The sequence below is a fragment of the Streptomyces sp. NPDC006739 genome, assembly GCF_042869815.1.
Taxonomy (GTDB): Bacteria; Actinomycetota; Actinomycetes; order Streptomycetales; family Streptomycetaceae; genus Streptomyces.
Window position 1 is genome coordinate 178,640 of the sequence record NZ_JBIAGM010000014.1, and the last position, 21,642, is coordinate 200,281.

At 69.4% G+C, this 21,642-nt stretch carries 21 protein-coding genes and 3 pseudogenes; 13 read left to right on the top strand and 11 right to left on the bottom strand.

Going from position 1 to position 21,642, the window contains the following annotated elements; translation table 11 throughout:
* Window positions 1-8 precede the first annotated feature (8 nt).
* Genes ACFYMM_RS27020 through ACFYMM_RS27030 form a run of 3 tightly spaced genes read left to right on the top strand, consistent with a single transcriptional unit; the run spans window position 9 to window position 2,690 of the window.
* Window positions 9-947, top strand: coding sequence for a VOC family protein (locus tag ACFYMM_RS27020; protein ID WP_388390855.1), 939 nt, complete (start codon window positions 9-11; stop codon window positions 945-947).
* A gap of 22 nt (window positions 948-969) precedes the next feature.
* Window positions 970-1,941, top strand: coding sequence for a fumarylacetoacetate hydrolase family protein (locus ACFYMM_RS27025; protein ID WP_388390857.1), 972 nt, complete (start codon window positions 970-972; stop codon window positions 1,939-1,941).
* Window positions 1,938-2,690 carry an SDR family NAD(P)-dependent oxidoreductase gene (locus tag ACFYMM_RS27030; RefSeq protein ID WP_388390858.1) on the top strand — a complete coding sequence of 251 codons (753 nt, stop codon included), beginning with the start codon at window positions 1,938-1,940 and terminating at the stop codon, window positions 2,688-2,690. Before ACFYMM_RS27025 ends, ACFYMM_RS27030 begins: the two co-directional genes overlap by 4 nt.
* Window positions 2,691-2,779: 89 nt before the next feature.
* Here ACFYMM_RS27030 and ACFYMM_RS27035 read toward each other — a convergent pair whose 3' ends face one another.
* Together ACFYMM_RS27035 and ACFYMM_RS27040 are read right to left on the bottom strand one after the other, a co-directional pair.
* Complete coding sequence (locus ACFYMM_RS27035) at window positions 2,780-3,463, bottom strand: HdeD family acid-resistance protein (RefSeq protein ID WP_388390859.1); 684 nt, start codon at window positions 3,461-3,463, stop codon at window positions 2,780-2,782.
* Entirely contained in the window at window positions 3,447-3,908 is a 462-nt protein-coding gene (locus ACFYMM_RS27040) for a transposase (protein WP_388391005.1), read from the bottom strand. The genes ACFYMM_RS27035 and ACFYMM_RS27040 overlap by 17 nt, the downstream gene beginning before the upstream one ends.
* 115 nt (window positions 3,909-4,023) lie before the next feature.
* On the opposite strand from ACFYMM_RS27040, the gene ACFYMM_RS27045 reads away from it, so the two are divergent.
* The gene (locus ACFYMM_RS27045; protein ID WP_388390860.1) at window positions 4,024-5,442 is read left to right on the top strand and encodes a non-reducing end alpha-L-arabinofuranosidase family hydrolase; all 1,419 of its coding nucleotides are present in this window, start codon (window positions 4,024-4,026) and stop codon (window positions 5,440-5,442) included.
* 184 nt (window positions 5,443-5,626) lie between these two features.
* Here ACFYMM_RS27045 and ACFYMM_RS27050 read toward each other — a convergent pair whose 3' ends face one another.
* Entirely contained in the window at window positions 5,627-6,208 is a 582-nt protein-coding gene (locus tag ACFYMM_RS27050) for a TetR/AcrR family transcriptional regulator (protein WP_388390861.1), read from the bottom strand.
* 89 nt (window positions 6,209-6,297) lie between these two features.
* Between ACFYMM_RS27050 and ACFYMM_RS27055 the strand changes: the two genes are divergently transcribed.
* From ACFYMM_RS27055 to cpt, 3 genes are all read left to right on the top strand, one after another.
* The gene (locus ACFYMM_RS27055; protein WP_388390862.1) at window positions 6,298-6,744 is read left to right on the top strand and encodes an anthrone oxygenase family protein; all 447 of its coding nucleotides are present in this window, start codon (window positions 6,298-6,300) and stop codon (window positions 6,742-6,744) included.
* Between the two features lie 96 nt (window positions 6,745-6,840).
* Window positions 6,841-7,266: a DUF4267 domain-containing protein gene (locus tag ACFYMM_RS27060; RefSeq protein WP_388390863.1), complete on the top strand. Its 426-nt coding sequence runs from the start codon at window positions 6,841-6,843 to the stop codon at window positions 7,264-7,266.
* A 118-nt stretch (window positions 7,267-7,384) separates the two neighbouring features.
* Window positions 7,385-7,978, top strand: coding sequence for a chloramphenicol phosphotransferase CPT (gene cpt / locus ACFYMM_RS27065; RefSeq protein WP_388391007.1), 594 nt, complete (start codon window positions 7,385-7,387; stop codon window positions 7,976-7,978).
* Here cpt and ACFYMM_RS27070 read toward each other — a convergent pair.
* Window positions 7,935-8,144, bottom strand: coding sequence for a hypothetical protein (locus tag ACFYMM_RS27070; protein WP_388390864.1), 210 nt, complete (start codon window positions 8,142-8,144; stop codon window positions 7,935-7,937). The two genes, cpt and ACFYMM_RS27070, sit on opposite strands and share 44 nt — an antisense overlap.
* A gap of 167 nt (window positions 8,145-8,311) precedes the next feature.
* Here ACFYMM_RS27070 and ACFYMM_RS27075 point away from each other — a divergent pair, with 167 nt between their 5' ends.
* Together ACFYMM_RS27075 and ACFYMM_RS27080 are read left to right on the top strand one after the other, a co-directional pair.
* On the top strand, window positions 8,312-8,677 hold the full coding sequence (locus tag ACFYMM_RS27075) for a hypothetical protein (protein WP_388390865.1): 366 nt from the start codon (window positions 8,312-8,314) through the stop codon (window positions 8,675-8,677).
* Between the two features lie 333 nt (window positions 8,678-9,010).
* Window positions 9,011-9,589, top strand: coding sequence for a MarR family winged helix-turn-helix transcriptional regulator (locus ACFYMM_RS27080; RefSeq protein WP_388390866.1), 579 nt, complete (start codon window positions 9,011-9,013; stop codon window positions 9,587-9,589).
* A 10-nt stretch (window positions 9,590-9,599) separates the two neighbouring features.
* On the opposite strand, the pseudogene ACFYMM_RS27085 reads toward ACFYMM_RS27080, so the two are convergent.
* The 7 genes and pseudogenes from ACFYMM_RS27085 to ACFYMM_RS27115 form a co-directional block, all read right to left on the bottom strand.
* Window positions 9,600-9,875 (bottom strand): annotated as a pseudogene (locus ACFYMM_RS27085) (gamma-glutamyl-gamma-aminobutyrate hydrolase family protein); the annotation flags it as partial.
* A 139-nt stretch (window positions 9,876-10,014) separates the two neighbouring features.
* Window positions 10,015-11,379: a pyridoxal phosphate-dependent decarboxylase family protein gene (locus ACFYMM_RS27090; RefSeq protein ID WP_388390867.1), complete on the bottom strand. Its 1,365-nt coding sequence runs from the start codon at window positions 11,377-11,379 to the stop codon at window positions 10,015-10,017.
* Window positions 11,380-11,422: 43 nt separating this feature from the next.
* The gene (locus ACFYMM_RS27095; RefSeq protein WP_388390868.1) at window positions 11,423-12,268 is read right to left on the bottom strand and encodes a fumarylacetoacetate hydrolase family protein; all 846 of its coding nucleotides are present in this window, start codon (window positions 12,266-12,268) and stop codon (window positions 11,423-11,425) included.
* A 10-nt stretch (window positions 12,269-12,278) separates the two neighbouring features.
* On the bottom strand, window positions 12,279-13,214 hold the full coding sequence (locus ACFYMM_RS27100; protein ID WP_388390869.1) for a 3,4-dihydroxyphenylacetate 2,3-dioxygenase: 936 nt from the start codon (window positions 13,212-13,214) through the stop codon (window positions 12,279-12,281).
* A pseudogene (locus tag ACFYMM_RS27105) lies at window positions 13,210-14,675 on the bottom strand (aldehyde dehydrogenase); the annotation flags it as partial. The pseudogene ACFYMM_RS27105 and the gene ACFYMM_RS27100, both read right to left, overlap by 5 nt.
* A gap of 414 nt (window positions 14,676-15,089) precedes the next feature.
* On the bottom strand, window positions 15,090-15,995 hold the full coding sequence (locus ACFYMM_RS27110; RefSeq protein ID WP_388390871.1) for a phosphotriesterase: 906 nt from the start codon (window positions 15,993-15,995) through the stop codon (window positions 15,090-15,092).
* Window positions 15,992-16,420: a carboxymuconolactone decarboxylase family protein gene (locus tag ACFYMM_RS27115; protein WP_388390873.1), complete on the bottom strand. Its 429-nt coding sequence runs from the start codon at window positions 16,418-16,420 to the stop codon at window positions 15,992-15,994. The genes ACFYMM_RS27110 and ACFYMM_RS27115 overlap by 4 nt, the downstream gene beginning before the upstream one ends.
* 84 nt (window positions 16,421-16,504) lie before the next feature.
* Between ACFYMM_RS27115 and ACFYMM_RS27120 the strand changes: the two genes are divergently transcribed.
* The 4 genes and pseudogenes from ACFYMM_RS27120 to ACFYMM_RS27135 all read left to right on the top strand — a co-directional run bounded on the left by ACFYMM_RS27120 (window position 16,505) and on the right by ACFYMM_RS27135 (window position 21,610).
* The gene (locus tag ACFYMM_RS27120) at window positions 16,505-17,104 is read left to right on the top strand and encodes a CGNR zinc finger domain-containing protein (RefSeq protein WP_388390875.1); all 600 of its coding nucleotides are present in this window, start codon (window positions 16,505-16,507) and stop codon (window positions 17,102-17,104) included.
* A 220-nt stretch (window positions 17,105-17,324) separates the two neighbouring features.
* A complete protein-coding gene (locus tag ACFYMM_RS27125) occupies window positions 17,325-17,909 on the top strand; it encodes an exonuclease domain-containing protein (RefSeq protein WP_388390877.1) in 585 nt (194 codons plus the stop codon).
* A gap of 235 nt (window positions 17,910-18,144) precedes the next feature.
* Window positions 18,145-18,252: pseudogene (locus tag ACFYMM_RS27130) on the top strand (RNA polymerase subunit sigma-24); the annotation flags it as partial.
* 349 nt (window positions 18,253-18,601) lie between these two features.
* On the top strand, window positions 18,602-21,610 hold the full coding sequence (locus tag ACFYMM_RS27135; RefSeq protein ID WP_388390879.1) for a hypothetical protein: 3,009 nt from the start codon (window positions 18,602-18,604) through the stop codon (window positions 21,608-21,610).
* The last annotated feature ends 32 nt before the right edge of the window (window positions 21,611-21,642 follow it).

A 21,642-nucleotide genomic window follows, 5' to 3' on the forward strand; every position in this document is an offset into this window, starting at 1 on the left:
AGAATCCCGTGAGCAATCGTTGGATCACCCATCTGCGGCACGTCGACCTCGCCGTGCCCGACTACGACAAGCAGCTCGACTTCTACGCCGGCGTCTGGGGCCTGACCAAGGTCGCCGAGGACTCCGGGATCTCCTTCCTCGCCGCCGAGGGCAGCCCCGAGCAGTACGTCGTGCGGCTTCGCAAGGCCGACGAGAAGCGACTCGACCTCGTCTCGTACGGGGCGGGCAGCCCGGCCGACGTCGACGCCCTCGCCGAACAACTCCTCGCCCGGGACGTCCAGTTCGTCTCACAGCCGGGCAAGGCCGACACCCCCGGCGGGGGGTACGGCTTCCGCTTCTTCGACGTCGACGGTCGCACCATCGAGGTCCTGGCCGACGTCGAGGCCCGCCGGCACCGCAGGATCGAGGAGAAGGAGTCGATCCCGGTCCGCCTCTCGCACGTGGTCCTCAACTCCCCCGACCTGAACAGGACCCGGGAGTGGTACGAGACCCGTCTCGGCTTCCGGCTCTCCGACACGCTCAGTTCGCCGCACATGGGTGAGGTGATGCACTTCATGCGGATCTCCAGCCAGCACCACTCCATGGCCATCGCCAAGGGCCCGCACACCTCGCTGCACCACGTCTCCTTCGAGATGCGCGGCCTGGACGAGTACATGCGCGGCTCCGGCCGCGTGATGCGGGCCGGCTTCACGAAGATCTGGGGCCCGGGTCGGCACCTGGCGGGTGACAACACCTTCACGTACTTCCTCGACCCGCACGGCAACACGGTGGAGTACACGACGGAGTTGGAGGAGCTGGACGAGGACAGCTGGCACCCGCACGTCTACGACTTCTCCCAGCCCGAGGTCACCGACCAGTGGGGCACCGCGAACCCGATGAACGAGCTGGTCGCCAAGGAGTCGTTCAACGACGTCGACCGCGGCGTGTTCGTCGCCCCGCCGGTCTGATCCCCTCGCCGACAGGAATCCGATGCGCTTCGCCACGTACGAGTACCGCAACCGCCGTCGGGTGGGCGCCGTCAAGGAGGACGGCACGCTCTGTCCGCTGCCCGCCATCACCTCCCTCACCGGCCTCCTCGCCGAGGGCGGCGGCCTGAACCGCCTCCTCGACACGGGCGCGGCGACTCTCGGTGTCCCGGCGGGCCCTCATGTCTCCGAGGTCCGCCTCCTGCCGCCCTTCCAGCCGCCCACCGTGCGGGACTTCGTCACCTTCGAGGAACACGTCGAGGGCGTACGGCGGTCCGTCGACGGCGCCGCCGGAGTGCCCGAACAGTGGTACGCGGCCCCGACCTTCTACTTCGCCAACCCGTACGCGATCCACGGCCCGTACGACGAGATCCCGATGCCGCCGGGGTCGGGTGCACTCGACTTCGAGCTGGAGGTCGCCGCGGTGATCGGGAAGGAGGGCCGTGACCTCACACCCGGGCAGGCCCGTGACCACATCGTCGGCTACACGGTCCTCAACGACTGGTCGGCCCGCGACCTCCAGTCCGCGGAGATGCGCGTGGGCCTCGGGCCGTGCAAGGGCAAGGACACCGCCACCACCCTCGGCCCGTACCTGGTGACCGCCGACGAGTTGGAGCCGCACCGCGACGCGGACGGCTTCCTGCGCCTCGCCCTGACCGCCGAGGTCAACGGCAAGGTGGTCGGCGAGGACCTGCTGTCCAACATGAGCTGGACCTTCGAGGAGATGGCCGCCTACGCCTCGCGCGGCACCTGGGTGCGCCCCGGCGACGTTCTCGGTTCCGGGACCTGCGGCAACGGCGGTTGCCTCGCCGAGCTGTGGGGCGTACGAGGTCTACAGGATCCGGCGCCGCTCAAGCCTGGCGACACGGTCACGCTCACCGTCGAGGGCATTGGCACCATTTCCAACACGGTGGTGGCCGGTACTGGTCCCGTGCCTGTCACGGTCGCCCGGCGCCGTACCCGGGAGCGGCCGTGACCAGGGACATCCATCCCGGGCGGCTCCTCGGCAAGGTCGTCGTGGTGACCGGTGGGGCCCGCGGCCAGGGCGCCGCGGAGGTCGAGGCGCTGACCCGCGAGGGCGCCCGGGTGATCGCCACCGACGTGGCGCGGGCACCGGGTTGCCGCCGCCTCGACGTCACCAGCGAGAGCGACTGGGCGGAGCTCGCCGCCGAGATACGCGAGGCACACGGCCAGGTGCATGGCCTGGTCAACAACGCAGGCGTCACCTGGCGTGCCCGCGTCGACGACGTACGCCCCGAGGACATGGCCCGCGTCCACGCGGTCAACGTCACCGGTCCGCTGCTGGGCATCCAGCACCTGCTGCCGTTGATGCGCCCCGGGGCATCGATCGTCAACATCGGATCCTCGGCGGCGCTGACCGCCCACTACCCCGTCGCGTACACGGCCAGCAAGTGGGCGCTGCGCGGCCTGACGAAGACGGCCGCCATGGAACTGGGGCACCGCGGCATCCGTGTGAACACCGTCCACCCCGGTTTCATCGAGACCGACATGACCGCTTCGGCAGCACCCGCCTTCCGTGAGGTGAACCTCCGCGAGACACCCCTCGGCCGCACCGGCACGGTGGACGACATCACCCCGCTCGTGGTGTTCCTGCTCTCCGACGACGCGTCCTTCATCACCGGAGCGGAGATCCCGGTCGACGGCGGCTTCACCGCGCACGGTGGTGCCAAGGCGATCTCGGACGCCCTGCGCACAGACGCCTGAGCAGCGGCGACCACCGCTTCCTGCATTCGCCCTCCTATGGGCCTGGCGTGGTGATCGCCGCGGAAACCTGGTCTTCCGCAGGTGGGCAGTCAGTGCTGCGGGTGAGGATGCGCGTGGAAGAGGGACCGCCGCTGCCTGGTGGCGGTGCCCCGGGTCAGACGACCGGCTTCGACGCGCAGCTGGATGGCGTGGACCACCTCGACCACACCCAGCACGATCGCCATGATCCCCGTCACGAGAGTGAGGGTGGCGATCGAGCCGAACGGGGCGACGATCAGCACGATGCCTGCCAGCAGGGTGATGACGCCCAGGAACAGCTGCCAGCCCCGCGCCGGCATGTCCGGGGACGACCCCGCGGCAGCCGTCATCATGATGCCGCGCAGCAGCCAGCCGAAGCCGATCCAGAGCGCGAGCAGCAGGATCGATTCCAGGGTGCCCCGGAAGCAGACGAGCCCGAGAAGTACGCACAGTGCGCCCGCGATGAAGTGCAGGGCTCTCAGGTGTCCGGGGACGTGCGTGCCGAACGCCGCAGCCAGCTGGAAGACGCCGCTGACCAGCAGGAAGATGCCGAAGAGTACGCCGACCACCCTTAGCGTCTCACCCGGCCAGGCCAGGACGACGACGCCGAGAGCTATCGATGCGAGACCGACGGTGAACAGGGCCTGCCAGCCGAAGTTCGCCAGGGCACTCAGGGCCTCGGTCCCGGACGGGGTGTTCTGTGGCCGGGGCTCGGCCGATGGGCTGTTTCCGGGGGTTTCAGAGGGGAATGTCATGCCGTCCACCTCCTCCTTCATGGCACAACGCAGCCAAAGTCAGAGCACTATCATCGTCGCCCATTCGGGCCCGTCGTGCCCGGCGAGGAATAGCGGCGGCCAAGCAGAATCGGAGGTTACGCCATCCGGTCCGAGCCGCCCTTGGGCAGGTGGTCGAAGATCGGTACTTGGCCGGTATGTGCCTTGCCGGCCCGCTGCGACACCCGCCGTCGGTACTCCACCGACGGCCGCCCGAGGCCCGACGGAAATCCTCGGCCGCCCGGCGCAGGAGGTCGCGTTCCATCTCCGCGCTCTTGCTCCACTGCCGCAAGATCTCGTGGCTGACGCCGAGTTCCGGGGCGATGCGTGAGATGGTCCGGCCCCGCGAAGGGGCCAGCGCCACAGCGCCGACCCGTGTGCACGCTTTCAGCCTGCGAATCTTTTCGACTGACGAATCATGCGACAGGTATTGACGCCGTTTACCAGTTCCTTATTATCCAGTTGCTCGACACTTCGACCCTTGTTCGGTATTGCGAACGCACGGTACCGGAAGCCGCTTACTCAAGGATGACGAGGTCTCCATGCACAGTTTAAGTTTCAGCCGCAGGCACCTGCCTGTGGTACTCACCGCCGCGGTTGCGGTCCTGGCCGCCTTGGCGGCGATGCTCGTCGCCGGCCCGGCCCAGGCGGCCACCAGCGGCGCCTTACGCGGCGGTGGTTCCGGCCGGTGTCTCGATGTGCCGAACGCCAGCCAGACCGACGGAACGTTCCTGCAGATCTGGGACTGCACGGGCGGGGCCAACCAGCAGTGGACGCTGACGGACAGCGGCCAGCTGACCACCGGCAACAAATGCCTGGACGTCCCGGGCCACGCCACCACGGCCGGGACCAAGGTGGAGATCTGGGCCTGTAACGGCGGCGCGAACCAGCAGTGGCGGGTCAATGCCGACGGCACGATCGTCGGCGTGGAGTCCGGGCTGTGCCTGGACGTTTCGGGTGGCGCTACGGCCAACGGCACGGCCGTACAGCTCTGGTCGTGCAACGGCGCCGACAACCAGAAGTGGAGCGGCCTGTCCGGAGGGGGCAGCACGTGCTCTCTACCGTCGACGTACCGGTGGACCTCGACGGGCGCATTGGCGAAGCCGGCGAACGGGTGGGTCTCGCTGAAGGACTTCACCAACGTGGTGTACAACGGCAAGCACCTGGTCTACGCCTCGAACGTGTCGGGGTCGTCCTACGGCTCGATGGCGTTCGCCCCCTTCACGAACTGGTCTGACATGGCCTCGGCACCCCAGACCGGCATGAACCTGGGCACGGTGGCGCCCACGCTGTTCTACTTCGCGCCCAAGAACATCTGGGTACTGGCGTCCCAGTGGGGCCAGTGGCCCTTCTTCTACCGAACGTCCAGTGACCCCACCAACCCCAACGGCTGGTCCTCCCCGCAGCCGCTGTTCACCGGCAGCATTCCCACCAACGCCCCGATCGACCAGACCTTGATCGCCGACGGCCAGAACATGTACCTGTTCTTCGCCGGCGACAACGGCAGCATCTACCGGGCGAGCATGCCGATCGGGAACTTCCCGGGCAACTTCGGCTCGTCGTACACGACGGTCATGAGCGACTCGACGAAGAACCTGTTCGAGGCGCCGCAGGTCTACAAGGTCCAGGGCCAGAACCAGTACCTGATGATCGTCGAGGCACGGGGGGCGAACGAGCAGCGCTACTTCCGCTCGTTCACCGCCTCCAGCCTGAGCGGTTCGTGGACCCCGCAGGCCGCCACGGAGAGCAACCCCTTCGCGGGCAAGGCCAACAGCGGTGCCACCTGGACCAACGACATCAGCCACGGCGACCTGGTCCGCAACAACCCCGACCAGACCATGACCATCGACCCCTGCAACCTGCAGTTCCTCTACCAAGGCATGTCCCCCTCGGCCGCTCCCCCGGGCACCCCCTACGACCAGTTGCCCTGGCGGCCGGGCGTGCTCACCCTCCAGCACTGACCAGCGTGACCACGGTGGTCGCCATGCGGTGCGGTACGCCGACGGATAGACGACCGGTCTGCGGCGTGGGCAGCTTCACCTGCTGACCGACACCCACCGTCTTGAGGAGCCCAGCCGCCCGCCGGCTGGGCTCCTCTCTTTCGTGAATGGCCGGGCTGCGTGCCCGAAGGGACGGGGTGTCAGATCACGGCGTCACGGCGAGCCGGTCCACCAGCAGCTCCACCCTCGGCTCGATGTACTCCGGCGGCAGCCGTCCGGCCCGGGTCAGGGTCGCCAGGCCGTGCAGGGACGCCCAGAACACCTCGGTGAACAGTCCCGGGTCCACGCCGTCCCCGGCGACCTCGCCCAGACTCTCCAGCAGCGCGGCGAAGGCGTCCTTCAGCGGTTCCGGGGTGTCCTCCTGTGCGTACGCCAGGCCGCCGTCGAGCTGGAACAAGGCGTCGTAGACCGCCGGGTTGCGCTCGGCGAAGTCGAGGTAGGCACGCGCGAGGGCGGCGACCCGCTCGCGCGGGCCGTTCGCGAGGGCGGCCGCGGCCCGCACCGCCGCCGCCAGCTCGGCGGCGCCCTCCAGGGCCACGGCGCCGATGATCTCGCGCTTGCCGCGGAAGTGGCTGTAGAGGACGGGCTGGCTGTACTCGATGCGCTCGGCGAGCCGGCGGGTGGTGACCGCGTCCCAGCCCTGCTGCTCGGCGAGCTCGCGGGCCGTCGCCACGATGAGTCGCTCGCGCTCCGCCCGTTCGCGCCGCTTGCGTTCCTGTACTGACATGAGTCGATCCTAGCACCGCTAGACAAACAAGCGGCAGCAGTACTAGCGTTGCCTCATCAGCTAGCGACGCTAGATCGCGGAGGATCATCATGCTCAGCACACTCGAGGTCGTCACCACCGTCGTCGTCGGCGTCATGGTGGGGGTGGAGTTCTCCGTCGCCTTCGTCATCAACCCGATCCTCAACGCCCTCCCCGAGGACAGTGGCCAACTCGGCCGCGCCCACGGGGGCCGGATGCTCGGCGCCGTGATGCCCTTCTGGTACATCGGCTCACTCGTCCTCGTCGGCGTCTGGGCCGTCGCCGGATGGCACCACCACGGCGCCGGTCTCGTCGTCACCGCCGGTGCGCTGCTGATCCTCAGCGTGATCATGTCGCTGCTGCTGCTCGTCCCGATCAACAACCGGAACAAGACGTGGACCCCGGACAACCGGCCCGCCGACTGGAAGGAGCAGATGAACCGCTGGGACCGCTTCCACTACGTCCGCGTCGCCATCATCATCGCCGCCTTCACCCTGCTGGAAGCCGCCCTCGTCTGAGCCGAGGGCTCACCCTGCCTGGTCGCAAGCCGCACCGCTCGGCCGCAAGTTCCACGAAGCCCACCGAGCCGACGAAGACTCGCAAGGAGAAGAAGAATGTCGCTGAAGAGCATCAACACCGTCCTGGCCACCGCCTTCATCCTCTTCATCCTCTGGTTCGGGACGGAGTTCATCCTCAGTCCGGAGACGACGGCGCCGGGCTTCGGCCTGCCCAGCTGGCCGTCCGGCGACGGTGGCGGCTTCCTGATCGTCAAGGGAATCCGCGACGTCGTCCTGGCCCTGGTCCTGGGCATCCTGCTGGTGACGGGCCACCGCCGGGCGCTGGGCTGGGCGCTGCTGGTGGAGGCTTTCGCCGCGTACGGCGACATGGCCACCGTGCTGGCCCACCACGGCTCCGTGGCCACCGCGCTCGGCGTCCACTGCCTGACCGCGACACTGATGGTGGTCAACGGCCTGCTGATGATGCGCGAAACCCGCAACGTCGCGACCGCCCCGGCGACAACCTCCCCGCAGCCCGCCTGAACCTCATGGCGCATGCAGGTGAACGATCGACGGACGGTGGGTCGGTTGCGGCAGACGGTGCAGGATCGGGGGAAATGCGTTTCGCGCGTTGCCCTGGCGCCCCTACTGTTGCGCGGTGATGACTCAGGTGATCGTTGTCAACGGCGGCTCGAGTTCGGGGAAGTCCGGGATCGTCCGGTGTCTGCAGGCGGTCCTGCCGGATCCCTGGCTGGCCCTCGGGACGGACACGCTGATCGAGGCGATGCCCGCGTCCATGCAGGTGTCGGACGGCGGAATCGATTTCGCCCCGGACGGAGAGGTGATCGTCGGCCCTGAGTTCCGGACGCTGGAAGCGGCCTGGATCGCAGGGGTCGCCGCGATGGCCCGTGCCGGCGCCCGGGTCATCGTGGATGAGGTCTTTCTCGGCGGGGCGTACTCACAGCAGCGGTGGCAGAAAGCGTTGGGGGAACTGCGGGTGCTGTGGGTCGGCGTCAGGTGTGACGCCGCGGTGGCCGCGGGCCGTGAGGTCGCACGGGGCGACCGGACCATCGGGATGGCCGCCTCCCAGGCGGAAGTGGTCCACCAGGGCGTGACCTATGACCTGGAGGTGGACACCACACATGCGGAGGCGATGGAGTGCGCGCGAACCATCGCCGCCCATGTGGCGGTGGAGCCGGATGGCGAGTTCGTCAGGCCGGGAGGGCGGAGCGTGCCAGGGCTCCGAAGTCCATGAAGCGGGCGGTGCCGTTGACTCCGCGGGCCAGGTCGGAGACCAGGCAGCAGACGGCCGCGGCGATCTCCTCGGCCCGGTGGACCGGGTAGGGCTGGCCCTGGAAGCCCTGCTCGCGGTCGGCGGCCAGAGCCGGAGCACACCGCGTCTCCGCCGCACACACAGCCACAGCGGCCTTCGTGAGCGCCGCTCCGGAGCGCACCCGGCGCACGCGCGGAGTCCGGTCCGCTCCGCCGAGCCACCGGAGGGCCCGCGCCTCACAGAAGAGTCCGGGACTCCCCCATGGTTGCGTGGTGCATCAGCCCAGCCTATTGGTTGGTCCCAAACGATTTCTGGATGAACCGGAGGCCCCCGGTGTCCGACCACACACCTCCCTGTTCCGCCGAACGGATCACCCGCCTCGCCGCCGAGCTCTCCGACCGCGGGATCGACCTGGTCCGCGTGCTCTGGAGCGACCTGCACGGCGTGGAACGCGGTCTCGTACCCCCGCCGCCCATCCGCGGCGACCGAGGAGACGAGGGAGCCCCGCTGCCGACCTCGTTCGGTGAGGCGCTGACGGCCCTCGAACAGGACAAGGCGCTCGGCGAGGCACTGGGTGACCGCTTCGTGCGGGTGTTCACCGAACTGAAGCGCATGGAACTCGCTCGCTTCGCGCAGGCCGTCACCGACTGGGAGTTCAACGAGTACTCCTGGATGCTCTGAGGCCCGAGCCGTCCAGAGATGTCCGCATCCCGAACGGAGAATGTACGGACCATGACGACCGCTCCCCGCATGCAACTGGTGCTCAGTGAGAACTGGACGGTGACCGGTGGCCGGGGCGGCCGGTGTCATGGGCAACCCCCGCGACCACGCCCTGCCGGGCAACCAGGACCCGTTCACGCCCTGGCCCACCCGGGGCGGCCCTGGAGCCCGTTCCCGAGCAGCGTGAAGCCGTCCCAGGCCATCCCCGCGACGTTCCCTCGTACAATCTGATCCCGAACGACTCGTCGGTCCAGGAGGTAACACCCGGACCGACGAGAGAACGCAGGAGGGACCGTGCCCGGACATCGATCCATCACCGAAGCGGAGCAGCTCGCCTCGGCCAAGCTCGGCGGCGTCGCGATCCGTCACGACCAGATGGCGGCCGTGGCCAACATCCACAGGGCCGCGTCCGCCGTGCGACAGCATCTGGAGAACTCGGTGCTGCGCGGCTCGGACCTGACGTGGACGGCTTTCGTGGTCCTGTGGGTGGTGTGGGTGTGGGGCGAGTCGGAGACCCGGTACGTAGCCGAGGAGGCGGGGATCTCCAAGGGCACGCTCACCGGCGTGGCACGCACCCTCGAAAGCCGGGGACTCCTGCGCCGCACCGACCACCCCGACGACGGACGGCGCGTGCTGGTCAGCCTCACCGACAAGGGCGAGGAGTTCATGCGGCGGGTGTTCCCGGAGTTCAACGCGGAGGAGGCCTTCGTCACGGAACGGCTCAGCGACGCCGAGTGCCGAAGCCTCGCGGAGTCACTCCGCCGTGTGGTGCTCCAGATCGAGGAGAACGGCGAGGAACGCCGCCGCGAGCTGCTCGACGGCGCGGAACCCGCGCCTCGACGCAGTGGCCGGAGCCGCCGGCCCCAGGCCTGAACCTCTACCGTCAGCCACCGGTCCCGGCGGCCGCACGGACGAGGGCGTCGAAGAGTCCCTGTTGGGCGGGGGCGACGTGGGCGGTGTCCTCGGGATGCCATTGGACGGCGGTGAACCAGCCACGCGCGCCGGGGAGTTCCAGTCCTTCCACCGTGCCGTCGGCGGCGCGCGCGGTGATCACGAGGCCTGTTCCGGGGCGGTCCGTCCGCTGATGGTGGTAGCAGGATGCCTTCACCTCCTCCACGCCGGCCGCCTGCGCCAGCAGCGTGCCGCGCTCGATCGCCAAGTAGCCACGGACACTGGCCATGTCGTCATGCTCCAGGGAGATCAGCAGGGGCGTCGTGTGAGGTTCGGGTCAGGTGTCGGGCGCCCGGCCTACGGCTCACCGCCGGCCGGGCCGCGGTGAGCCGGTGGCGCCCGGCGGGTCATGGGCGGGCGAGCTGCTCCAGACGCCGGTGCAGGTGCTCGACGTAGGTCTCGGATTCGGGCTTCATCAGCACGCTGCGCAGGATCCTCGCGCCGTCGGTGTCGGCGGTGATCTTGGGGTGGCGGGCGGTGAAGCGTTCGGCGCCGAGGCGGAGTGTGCTGAGGAAGACCGGGTCCTGGCTGTCGGTCATGCCCTCCCGCAGGATCCGGTTGCTGGCCGCGTCGATCTGCGACAGCGAGTTGCCCGCGGTGACCGGGAAGTAGCTGACGATGTCGAGCTGCGGGGGCTGGTAGAGCTCCAGGTGCTCGGAGTCCTCGATCAGCTCCGCCCAGCGCAGCGCCGCCCGCCGGCCGGCCGCCAGCACCTGGCCCAGCCCTTCGAGGGTGGGCGGCAGCAGCTGGAAGGTGAGCCACAGCGCGGCGGCCGCCGCACCCGCGCGGGAGCACTCCAGGCTGATCTCGCCCAGGTGCAGCTCGTCGGAGGTGAAGTAGGTGTACGGCGAGTCGTGCAGGTAGAACCGGCCGACGGAGGGGTCGCGGAAGAGGATCGCGCCGCAGCCGTAGGGCTGCAGGCCGTGCTTGTGCGGGTCCACCACGATCGAGTCGGCCTGGGCGACGGCCCGCCAGGGCTCGGCGGGCAGGCCCTCGGGGCCGTCCGCGTCGGCCAGCAGCGTGAAGAATCCGCCGTAGGCGGCGTCGACGTGGATGCGCACGCCGTAGCGCTCGCGCAGTGCCAGCGCCTCGTGGACCGGCTCGATCGCGCCGAGCCCGGTCGTGCCGGTGGTGAGGACGACCGTGCCGACCTTGCCGCCGCGCAGCAGGTCCTCCAGGGCGTCCAGGTCCATGCGACCGAGGTCGTCGGTGGGGACGGCGAAGCCCTCCATCCCGAGGACACCGCACATGCGGCCGTGCGTGTAGTGCGCCTCGGTGCTGAAGGCGACGCCCTTGTCGGGGTGCAGTTCGCGGGCGACGAAGAGGGCTTCGAGGTTGGCGATGGTGCCGCTGGTGGTCAGGTGCCCGAGGTGGGTGTCGTAGCCGAACATCGTGGCGAGCTGCTGGACCACCTCGCGCTCCATCGTGGCGGTGGCGGGGCCGCCGTCCAGAGCGTGGTTGTTGGGGTTGACCAGCATCGCGGTCAGGTAGCCGACCACGGCCGCCGGGTGCGGCGGCTTGAGCATCTGGCCGGCGTAGCGGGGATGGAAGAAGGGGTAGTTGTCCTTCAGCCGCTCGGTGAAGACCTCGAACGCGGCGCCGAACCGGTTGTCGTCCACGGCCTGCGCCGGGTGCGGGTCGAAGGCGCCGAAGGCCGTCGCCCAGTCGGCGTTCGACGCCACGGCCTCGGCCAGCCATGTGGTCAGATCCATCTCGTCACTCCTCCGTGGTCTCGCGTGTTGACGTCGTTCGGGCTCAGCGCCTGGGCGGGCGGATGCCGCGGAACTCCCAGTCGCCGCCGAGGGCGGTGGACAGCACTTCCTCGGACTCCGTGGGCTGGGCGCCGACGTCGCCGCGGATGGCGGTCGGGCCGGTGACGATGTGGTTGGTGAGGCGGCCGAGGCCCTCGACCTCGACCTCGACGACGTCGCCGGGCTGGACGGGGCGCGAGTTCGCGGGGGTACCGGACAGGAGTACGTCCCCCGGGTGGAGGGTGATAGTACGTGCGATGTCGGCGACGAGGTAGTGCATGTCCCACTGCATCTCGTCCGTCGAGCCGTCCTGGACGACTGCGCCGTTGACGTATGTGCGAAGCGTCTTGCCGTGGAAGTCCCAGTCGGTGACCAGGCCGGGGCCCAGGGGGCAGAGGGTGTCGGAGCCCTTGACGCGGAGCATGGAGCCGACGTCGGTGTCGCGGAAGTCGTGCAGCCCGTAGTCGTTGGCCACGGTGTAGCCCGCGATGTACTCGCCGGCCTCGGACGGGGAGATGTTGCGGGCCGTCCTGCCGATGACGATGGCGACCTCGCCCTCGTAGTTGAGCCACTTGCAGCCCTCGGGGCGGACGATCGCGCCCTGGTGGGAGTTGAGGGACGAGGTCGGCTTGTGGAAGTAGGTGGGGGTGGCCGGGAGATCGGTCCCGAACTCGTCGACGCGGCTGCGGTGGTTGAGGTGGACGGCGATCACCTTGGACGGGACGACCGGCGGCAGATGCCGGGCGTCCTCGGTCTTGACGCGGCGGCCGTCACCGGAGACCAGTTCGTCGCCGGAGACGGTGACCTGGACGGCGGCACCGTCCAGCAGGATGCGGCGGTACTCGGGCATGGAGTGGCTCCTAGATACGGCTGTGCGCAGAGCGGGGGGTCGGGGAGGCGGGCAGGCCGGTGCCGGTCCAGCCGTCGGCCGGGCGGTCGAACCAGAGGTGGACCTGGCCGGTGCCGACCGAGTTCTCGTACTCGCCGTATTGGCGGCCCTTCGCCCCGCACGCCTGCTCGCCGAGGGCGCCGGCCATCATCAGGTAATGGAAGAACTTCGCCTCGGGCTTGTACTTCCAGAACTCGTCCATGGCGTCGAGGACCTTGTCGTGGCGGCCCTCCTGGAACCAGGCGATGCGCTCGTGGTCGGCCTCGCGGGCCTCCGGGGTGAAGATGTGCACCGGGTCGCTGGCCTCGTGGTCGCGGATCTCGCGCAGCGGCCAGAAGGAGTGCGACAGCGCGCCGGAGGCGATCACGACGACCCGGCGGCCGGGAGTGGCGGCGATGCCGTCCGCGAGTGCGCGGCCGAGACGGAGGTGGTCCTCCATGTCGCCGGTCTGGCACACGCCGATGGTCACCCACCGCTTGTCCGGCAGTCCCTCACCGAGGAACTTCCACAGGTTGATGGTGGCGTAGTAGACCGGCAGACAGTCGTCGTCGATCGCGGTGATCCAGGTGCCGTGCCTGTCGGCGAACGAGCCGATGTTGTGGGCGAGTTCGGGGTCGCCGGGGAAGTCGTACGGCATCCGGCACATGCCGCGCGGCAGTTCCTCGGAGGTGAACAGACCCACCCGCCGGTCCTGCGCCGTCACCACGAACTCCACGGTCGTCGCCCAGTGCGAGTCCAGCACCACGACCGTGTCGTAGTCGGCGCGTTCGAAGACGTCCCGGCGGAGTTGTTCCAGGCCGGTGACGAGGGTGATCTCCTTGCCCTCGTTCAGCGCCAGCCGTTCCTCCTTCGGGAGCACGATGGTGGGGACGTGGGCGAGCAGGCCCGCGCCGACGATCTCGCCCATGGTTCGTCCATCCCTTCGGGGCGGTGACGGTGTTCTTCAGGTCGCAGTAGAAGTCGAAGCTCCAGGTGCCGCCCTCCCTGCCGACCCCGGACTGCCGGGAACCACCGAAGGGGGCCTGAAGGTCGCGGACGAAGAAGCAGTTGATCCAGACGGTCCCGCGACGAGCTGTGCGCTGACGCGCTCGGCGCGCTCCGGGGTGCCGGTGGTGACCGTGGCGGCCAGCCCGAAGCGGGTGCCGTTGGCGAGCCGGACGGCTTCCTCCTCCGTGGTGAAGGTCTGCAGGGTCAGGACCGGGCCGAAGACCTCTTCCTGCACGATCTCCGAGTCCTGGGCGACGTCCGTGAGCAGGGTCGGCGCGTAGTACTGACCGTCCTTGCGGTGGCCGCCGACGACCGCGCGGGCCCCGGCCGCGAACGCGCGCTGCACGAAGCCGTCGATCTTCGCCAGCTGGCGGGGGTGGATGGTGGGGCCGATGTCGGTGGCCTCGTCGCGCGGATCACCCTGCTTCAGGGCGATCGCCTTCTCCACGAAGCGGCGCGTGAACTCCTCGACGATCGACTCCTCGACCAGCAGCCGGGTGCCCGCCAGGCACACCTGCCCGGCGTTGTCGTACTGCTCCACGGCGAGGTTGACGGCGAGGTCCAGGTCGGCGTCGGCGAACACCAGCTGTGGTGACTTGCCGCCGAGTTCGAGGCTGAGGGGGGTCGGGCCGGCGGCAGCCGAGGCCGAGATCCGCTTGGCCGTGGGCACGGAGCCGGTGAAGCTGATGCGCCGTACGTCGGGGTGCGAGGTCAGCGCGTCGCCGATCTCGGAACCGTAGCCCTGCACGACATTCAGCACCCCGGGGGGAAGACCGGCGTCGGCGGCGATGTCCGCCAGCAGCGAGGCGGTCAGGGGGGACCACTCGGCGGGCTTGAGGATCACCGTGTTGCCGGCGGCGAGGGCCGGCGCCACTTTCCAGGTGGCCAGCATCAGCGGGGCGTTCCACGGGGTGATCAGCACGCAGGGGCCGACCGGGTCCCAGCTGACGTGGTTGCCGTGGCCCCGGGTCTCGAAGTCCTCGTGGTCAAGGGTCAGCAGCCGGTCGGCGAAGAACCGGAAGTTGTGCGCGACGCGTGGCATGACACCGCGGCGGTGGGAGCGGAGCAGGGCGCCGTTGTCGTACGTCTCGACGATCGCCAGGTCTTCCAGCCGCTTCTCCACGCCGTCGGCGATCGCGTGCAGGATCCGGGCGCGTTCGGCGCGCGAGGTGGCGGCCCAGCCGGGAAACGCGGCCTTCGCGGCGGCCACCGCGGCCACGGCCTCCTTCGCGGTGCCCCGGGAGATCTCCCCCAGAACGCTGCCGTCGATCGGTGAGATGTCGGTGAACGTCCCGGTCGAGGCGACGCGCTCGCCTCCGATCCAGTGCCGGGCGTCAACGGTCACCCCGGCGATGACAGTGACTTGGGGTTCGCGGGTCATGCCCCCACCTCCGATTCGTTTGAACCCAAAAAAACAGCGAACCGCTTGAGGTGTCAAGGGTGGCCGTGGAATTTTATTTGGCCTCAAACATCAAAGGTGGGGGCGCACTGTCGCGGCGGGAGGTCGGCGGTCCGGGACAGCGCGGACAGCCGGAGCCGCCGGCGGCGCGGCCGCGGGCGCGGGCGGCGGCTGTCCGCGCATGCGGGACCAGCTTCTCGCCGGCGAGCGGTTCCCGTCGGCTCCGCTCGCCGCGCTCGTCGACCCGGCCGACGGCTGCGCGCGGACCGTCGGCGAGCCGGAGGTACTACTCGGGGCCCAGTGGGGCGGAGACGAACGCCTCCTCGGCGACCGGCCGGGAAGCTGCGGGTCGAGGGCTTCTGCCGGGCCGCGGCCTGCCGAGGCCCCGACGTGTCGTCATGACTGCCGCCAGTTCGCCGCGAACGCGCGCGCCGGGTTCTCGGTGAAGATCGCGGAGGCGATGTCGAGGCCCAGCTCCTTCTCGATCCGCGGACGCAGCCCCGTCAGCAGGAACGGCATTCCCGGGCCGTCCGCATCGGATCTGGCCGTCGATGTGACCGTGTCACCTCCGAGCAGGACTTGGTGGATGTGGCCTGCGTCCGCGAGGACGGCGAGGGAGTCCAGCAGGCGCCAGTCGGTCGCGTGGTGCGCGCGGGACGGGCCGTCGAATGCCAGGAAGGCGCCCGCTTCGGCGGCCTGCCGGTGGATCCCGGTGTCCGGGAACCGGTGCAGGTGGCCGAGAATTACGCTGCGCGGTTCGACCCCGTGCGATCCGCACAGGAAGCCGAGCACGTCCAGGGCGGCGGTTCCGGCCTCCAGGTGGACGGCGATGGGGGCGCCGGTGGCGTGGTGCGCTTCGGCGGCGGCGGCCATGACGTGCCGGGCGTGATCGTCGAGGCGGTGATAGGCCCCGGCGACTTTGATCAGTCCGGCCTTCACCGGGGCTCTGGTCAGCTCGTGCACGAACAGCTCGGCCAGCCCGTCGCGGACAGTGTCCAGCTGGTGGTGGTCGTAATGCCGTGCCTGGTGCAGTCCGGTGGCGTGGACGACGTGAACGCCGGACCGCCGTGACAGGCCGGGGAGTTCTTCGGCCCGTGACCCCATCCCCCAGGGCGTCCACTGCACGACCGCGCCACCGCCGAGCGCGGCGAAGGCTTTCAGCTCGGCGAGGGCGGCTTCGGCGTCGTCCAGTTCCTTGCCCGGCAGCGCGGGCGAGCTGATGAACAGGTGGTCGTGGGCGTCGCACGTGCCCAGTTCCTCGGGCGATACGTCCCCGAGCACGGTCCGGATCGCGGGGCTCATCGTGCGTCCTCCCGCTGGGTGTCGGCGAGCGCCTCGGCTGCGACGCGCAGTCCGGCCAGTGCCCTGGGCACGCCGACGTAGGGCGCCAGGTGGACGAAGACCTCGACGATCTGCTGCTGGGTCATCCCGATGCGCAGCCCGGTCCTGACGTGGCCGCCCAGCTGCGGGTCCACCCCGCCGAGCGTGGTGAGCGCGGCCAGATTGACCAACTGCCGGTCGCGCAACGACAACCCCTCGCGCAGGTAGGTGCCGCCGAACAGGGCGGTGATGATCCAGTCGGCCCATCCGGGGGCGATCTGCTCCAGTCCCGGCAGGGTCGCCTGCTGGGTGGCCTCGTCCTGGAGGAGTTGCAGCATCCGGTAACCCTCGTCGCGATCCAGTCGCGACCGGGTCAGGATGTCCGACAGTGCGGAATTCGTCCTCATGACCGTTCCCTCCCTCTCTATGTAACGCGTCAGGCGTTACAAGGAGGATAGTAAGAGTAACGGGTGAGGCGTTACAATCACGTCATGGCCAAGGAGGACAAGTTCGCTTTCCGCTTCGACTGCGGTGCCGTCTGGTTGAACCTGCTCGCCACCAAAGGCCGCTCGTTCAGCGCCGAGCCGGTGGAGCGGCTCGCTACGCCCGCCCGGCTCGCCGAGTGGCTGGAGCGGTGCGAGCTGGCCCCGGCCCGGCCGCCGGGCCGGGGCGACCTGGAGCAGGCACGCCGACTGCGGGAGATCCTGCGCGTCCTGGCGCTGGCGACCGTCGACGAACACCCGCCGCCCGCGGATGCCGTGGCGGCCCTGGCCGGGTTCCTGTCCGAACACGACGACCCGGTCCGGCTGACAGTGGACGGCCGGCTGCGACGTGAACCGCCCACGACAACCGTGGACGCTCTGGCCCGCGTCGCCCGTCAGGCCGTGGATCAACTGAGCGGCCCGGACCGGCTGGCGTTGAAGAGCTGTCCGGAACACGACTGCCGGGGCATCTTCGTCGATCCGCCCGGACGTCGACGCTGGTGCCCGTCCCCGTCGTGTGCGAGCCGTGGCAGGGTCCGTGCCCTGCGCGCCCGCCGCAGCGCCGCCGCCGAGGCGAACGATGATCAGGTGATCACCCCGGGCGCTTGAACGGCCCACTGCGACACGGCGGACAACGTCACACGCTCGTTCCCCGAGGCCGGGCCGGGCTGTCGGGCAATGAGCCAACGGACACCCCGTGGATCCGGCGCCGCCCTGCGAGGCCATGCCACATGTCCTGCGGGCCTGAGGCCGGTAAAGAGCGGGCCGACGTCAGTCAGCCTCGAAAACCACGTACCCCCAGCCGCTGCGCCTCCCTACGCTTCCCGCCATGGACAGCACCTGGGCCGGGAGCCTCGTCAACGTCGTGGACATCGAAGCGACGTGCTGGGCCGGTTCCCAGCCGCCCGGCGAGGTCAGCGAGATCATCGAGATCGGGCTGACCGTCATCGACCTGGACGCCGGCGAGCGCCTCGCCCGCCACCGAGTTCTGGTGAAGCCCACTCGGTCCAACGTCAGCGAGTTCTGCACGGAGCTGACCGGCCTCACCCAACATGAGGTCGATCAGGGGGTCACCTTCGCCGAGGCGTGCCGACTACTGGCGGCCGAGCACCGCGCAGGCGTCCGGCCATGGGTCAGCTGGGGCGACTACGACCGCCACCAGTTCACACGGCAGTGTCGGGCCACACGGACGCCCTACCCCTTCGGCCGCCACCACACCAACGCCAAGGCCGTCTTCACCGAGGCATACGGTCTGCGCAAACGCCCCGGCATGGCACAGGCCCTACAGATCGCCGGACTGCGGCTCGAAGGCCGTCACCACCGGGGCGAAGACGACGCCTGGAACATCGCGGCCCTCGTGCTTCACCTCTCCGACCAGGGAGTCTGGCCGGTCGCGGGAGAACACCCCGCCTGACGCCTCCACCCTTCCCGCAGGTACCCAGACGATCAACGTGAAGTACCCGGCGGAGGCCACTTCGCCACTTGGTGCAACCGACCCCGGGACTCGCGGCGCGGGCCGCAGCGCACGCACGAGAGGAAACGCTGCCGGTTTCGGGCAGCATCCCTGCGCATCACGGGTCGCCCGGCGGGCCCCGGAGCACGTCGCCGCTCGCCGGCCACGCGTCAGCGCGAGCCCCTCGGAGCACAAGGAGATCATGGCGTCGCACGTCGCCCTCATCGCCGACGGAGGTGGGCTCGCGGCGGCCGCACTGGCCCCCGTCCACGGGGCCGAACTCGTGGCGAAGACGCTCGCCGGCCCGGACCGGCCGAGGCCCAGGTCTCGACGGTGCGGCTCAGCGGCGCCCCGCTGGATCCCGCTCGAGTCCGCCAGCGGACGGGGCCGTCGAGCGGCTGCGACCGTGATAGATCCCATCTATTTCACCTGAGCGCACTGACTGCAGGGCTACGGCGGGGAGTTTTTCAATTTCTGTCCTCAACTCTAGACAAGACGCGAGGATGTGACCCTTAATACATCCGATGTCTCTGCTTTCACCTTCCCTTCCCTCCCCTGGACGCTGTCCGGTGGACCGACAGTCGCCGTCCTCACGACGGCGGGGTCCTCGTCCGCCGGGCATTCCGGCCCTCCCGGCAGGAGCACCAATGCCGTTGTTCCGTTCCAGAGCCACCGGCCTCTACGGTGTGCTGGGGACAGTGGGCGCGATCGTCTGCGCCGCGCTCTCCTCGGCCGGCCCGGCGTATGCCGCCACACCGACCGTGTTGTACGCCTCACCCTCCGGCTCCGGCAGCACCTGCTCGCTGAGCGCTCCGTGCAGTCTGGACGGCGCCAAGAGCAAGGTGGCGGGCCTTGCCCCCGGCATGGCCGCCGACATCGACGTCTATCTGCGTGGCGGTACCTACCGTCTGTCCCAGGCTTTCGCCCTGGGCGCCTCCGACTCCGGGCGGAACGGCTTCAAGGTGGTCTACGCCGCCTACCCGGGCGAGAAACCCGTCCTCAGCGGGGCGACCAAGGTCAGCGGGTTCTCCCTCTTCGACAGTTCGAAGGGCATCTACCGCGCCGCCGTGCCCGCCGATACGCAGAGCCGGCAGCTCTTCGTCAACGGCGTGCGGGCCCAGCGCGCACGCGGTCCGCTGAACCCCTCGGGTTTCACCCTCTCCGGGTCCAGTTTCACCACCAGCGACTCCTCCTACACCTCGTTCACCAACGCCTCCTCCATGGAGATCGTGAACAACAACTCCTGGAAGCAGATGCGCTGCCCGCTGGCGAGCATCACCGCGCCCAGCGGCGGCGGCTCCAGCCTCAACGTCGACCCGACCTGCTTCCGGAACAACAACACCTCCGTGCCCAACCGCGGCTTCCCCTTCAACGGCGCCGGACTGCCGAAGCTGAGCTCGATCACCTACGTGGAGAACGCCTACCAACTGCTCGACTCCCCGGGCGAGTTCTACCTCGACAGCTCGGCGGGCTTCCTCTACTACAAGCCACGCAGCGGAGAGGACCTCAGCACCGCCGACGTGGAACTGCCCACCACCGAGACGCTGCTGAACGTCAGCGGCACCCCCGGCCACCTCACCCCGGTCAACGACACCGACCCGGCCATCGCCTACACCGGCTCCTGGAGCTCCTCCAGCGGGCGCGGCCTGGGTGACCTCTACAACGACGTGCACGCCACCACCGCCAACGGCGACTCGGTGAGCTACACCTTCACCGGCACCGGGATCGACGTGCTCTCGGAGACCAACAGCGACGAGGGAAGCTTCGACGTCTACATCGACGGCACGAAGACGAAGAGCCCCTCGGCTGCCGGCTCCTCACGGCTCGCCCAGCAGGTCGTCGCCTCCGTCAGCGGCCTGGCCAAGGGCCAGCACACCATCAAACTGGTCAAGACCGGCGGAACGTACGTGGTCCTGGACGGCTTCACCGTGGTGCCGGACGCGATCACACCCGCGCACGACATCACCTTCCAGGGCCTGACCTTCTCCTACACCACCTGGACGCTGCCCTCCACGGCCGGCTACATCGACAACCAGGCCGGCGTGCTGTGGGACACCAGCCACTCCAACGCCCCCATCCGCATCCCCGCCGCCGTCCAGGTCCACCGCGGATCCAACATCACCTTCACCGGCGACGAGATCACCCACACCGGCGGCACCGGCATCGACCTCGCCGACGGCACCCAGGACTCCACGATCACCGGCAGCTTCATCCACGACACCTCCGGCGGCGGCGTCTCCGTCGGCGAGGTCGACGACTACTACCTCACCGACACCAGCCGCATGACCACCGGCGACACCGTCTCCCAGAACTGGATCTCCGACGTCGGCCAGGACTACTCCGACGCGGTCGGCATCTGGGCCGGCTACACCCGCACCCTGACCGTCTCGCACAACGACATCGGTCACACCCCCTACTCGGGCATGTCGCTCGGCTGGGGCTGGGGCTACGCCTCACCGTGTTCCATGCAGTCCGCCCAGGGCCTGAGCACGTGCCAGCACGGCACCATCTACGCCGGCGACAACCAGATCCTGGACAACCACGTCCACGACGTGATGAACATCCTCTATGACGGTGGTCCCATCTACACCAACGGCGGCCAGGGCAACGGGGACGGCTCCACCACCTCCGTGCTCGCCGGAAACCTCGTCGAGGTCGGCAACCACACCAACAACAGGCTGTACCAGGACGAGGGCAGCTCGTACTGGAACACCCACGACAACGTCACCCGCATCGGCGGCGGCAACTGGATCGGCATGTGGACGCCGACCATCCACGACATCAACATCCACGACAACTACTCCGACATCTCCGCCACCCTCAACCACGGCACCAACATCACCTTCAACCAGGCCACGATCGTCTCCGGCGGTGCCTGGCCCACCGCCGCCCAGGCCATCATCGCCGCCGCCGGCCCCGACGCCGCGCATGAGCCGCTGACCGGCAGGATCGACGACGACGACACCGCGATCTCCTACACCGGCAGCTGGACGGCGAACGGCAACCGCGGCGTGGGCGACTACGAGGACGCCGTACATGCCACGGGGACCAACGGCGACACCGCGTCGCTGACGTTCACCGGCACCGCCGTCTCGGTCATCGGCGAGAAGAACACCGACCAGGGACAGGTCGAGATCTTCGTCGACGGAACCTCCAAGGGCCTGATCGACACCAGCGCCACCACCCGCCAGACCCAGGCGGTCATCTACAGCACCAGCGGACTGAGCGCGGGCAGCCACACCGTCCAGTTCGTCAAGCGCAGCGGCACCTGGGCCACCCTGGACGGCTTCGAGGTCACCGGCGTCCACAACGACACCGACACCTCCATCGCCTACACCGGCGGGTCCTGGCACTACTACCCCGGCCGCGGTTTCGGCGACTACCAGGACGACGTCCACGCCGCCACGGCCAACGGCGACTCGGCCACCGTCACCTTCACCGGAACCGGGATCAGCCTCGTCACCGAGACCAACTCCGACGAAGGCACCATCGCGGTCTCCCTCGACGGCACCTCCCAGGGCACCGTCAACGCCTCCTCCGCGAGCCGCCAGGCCCAGCAGACCGTGTACACCGTCAGCGGCCTGCCACTAGGACGGCACACCCTCACCCTCACCAAGACGGGAGGCAGCTGGCTGGTCGTCGACCGGTTCGACGTGAGGTGACCGGCACCGTCCTGACCGACACCGGAAAGCAA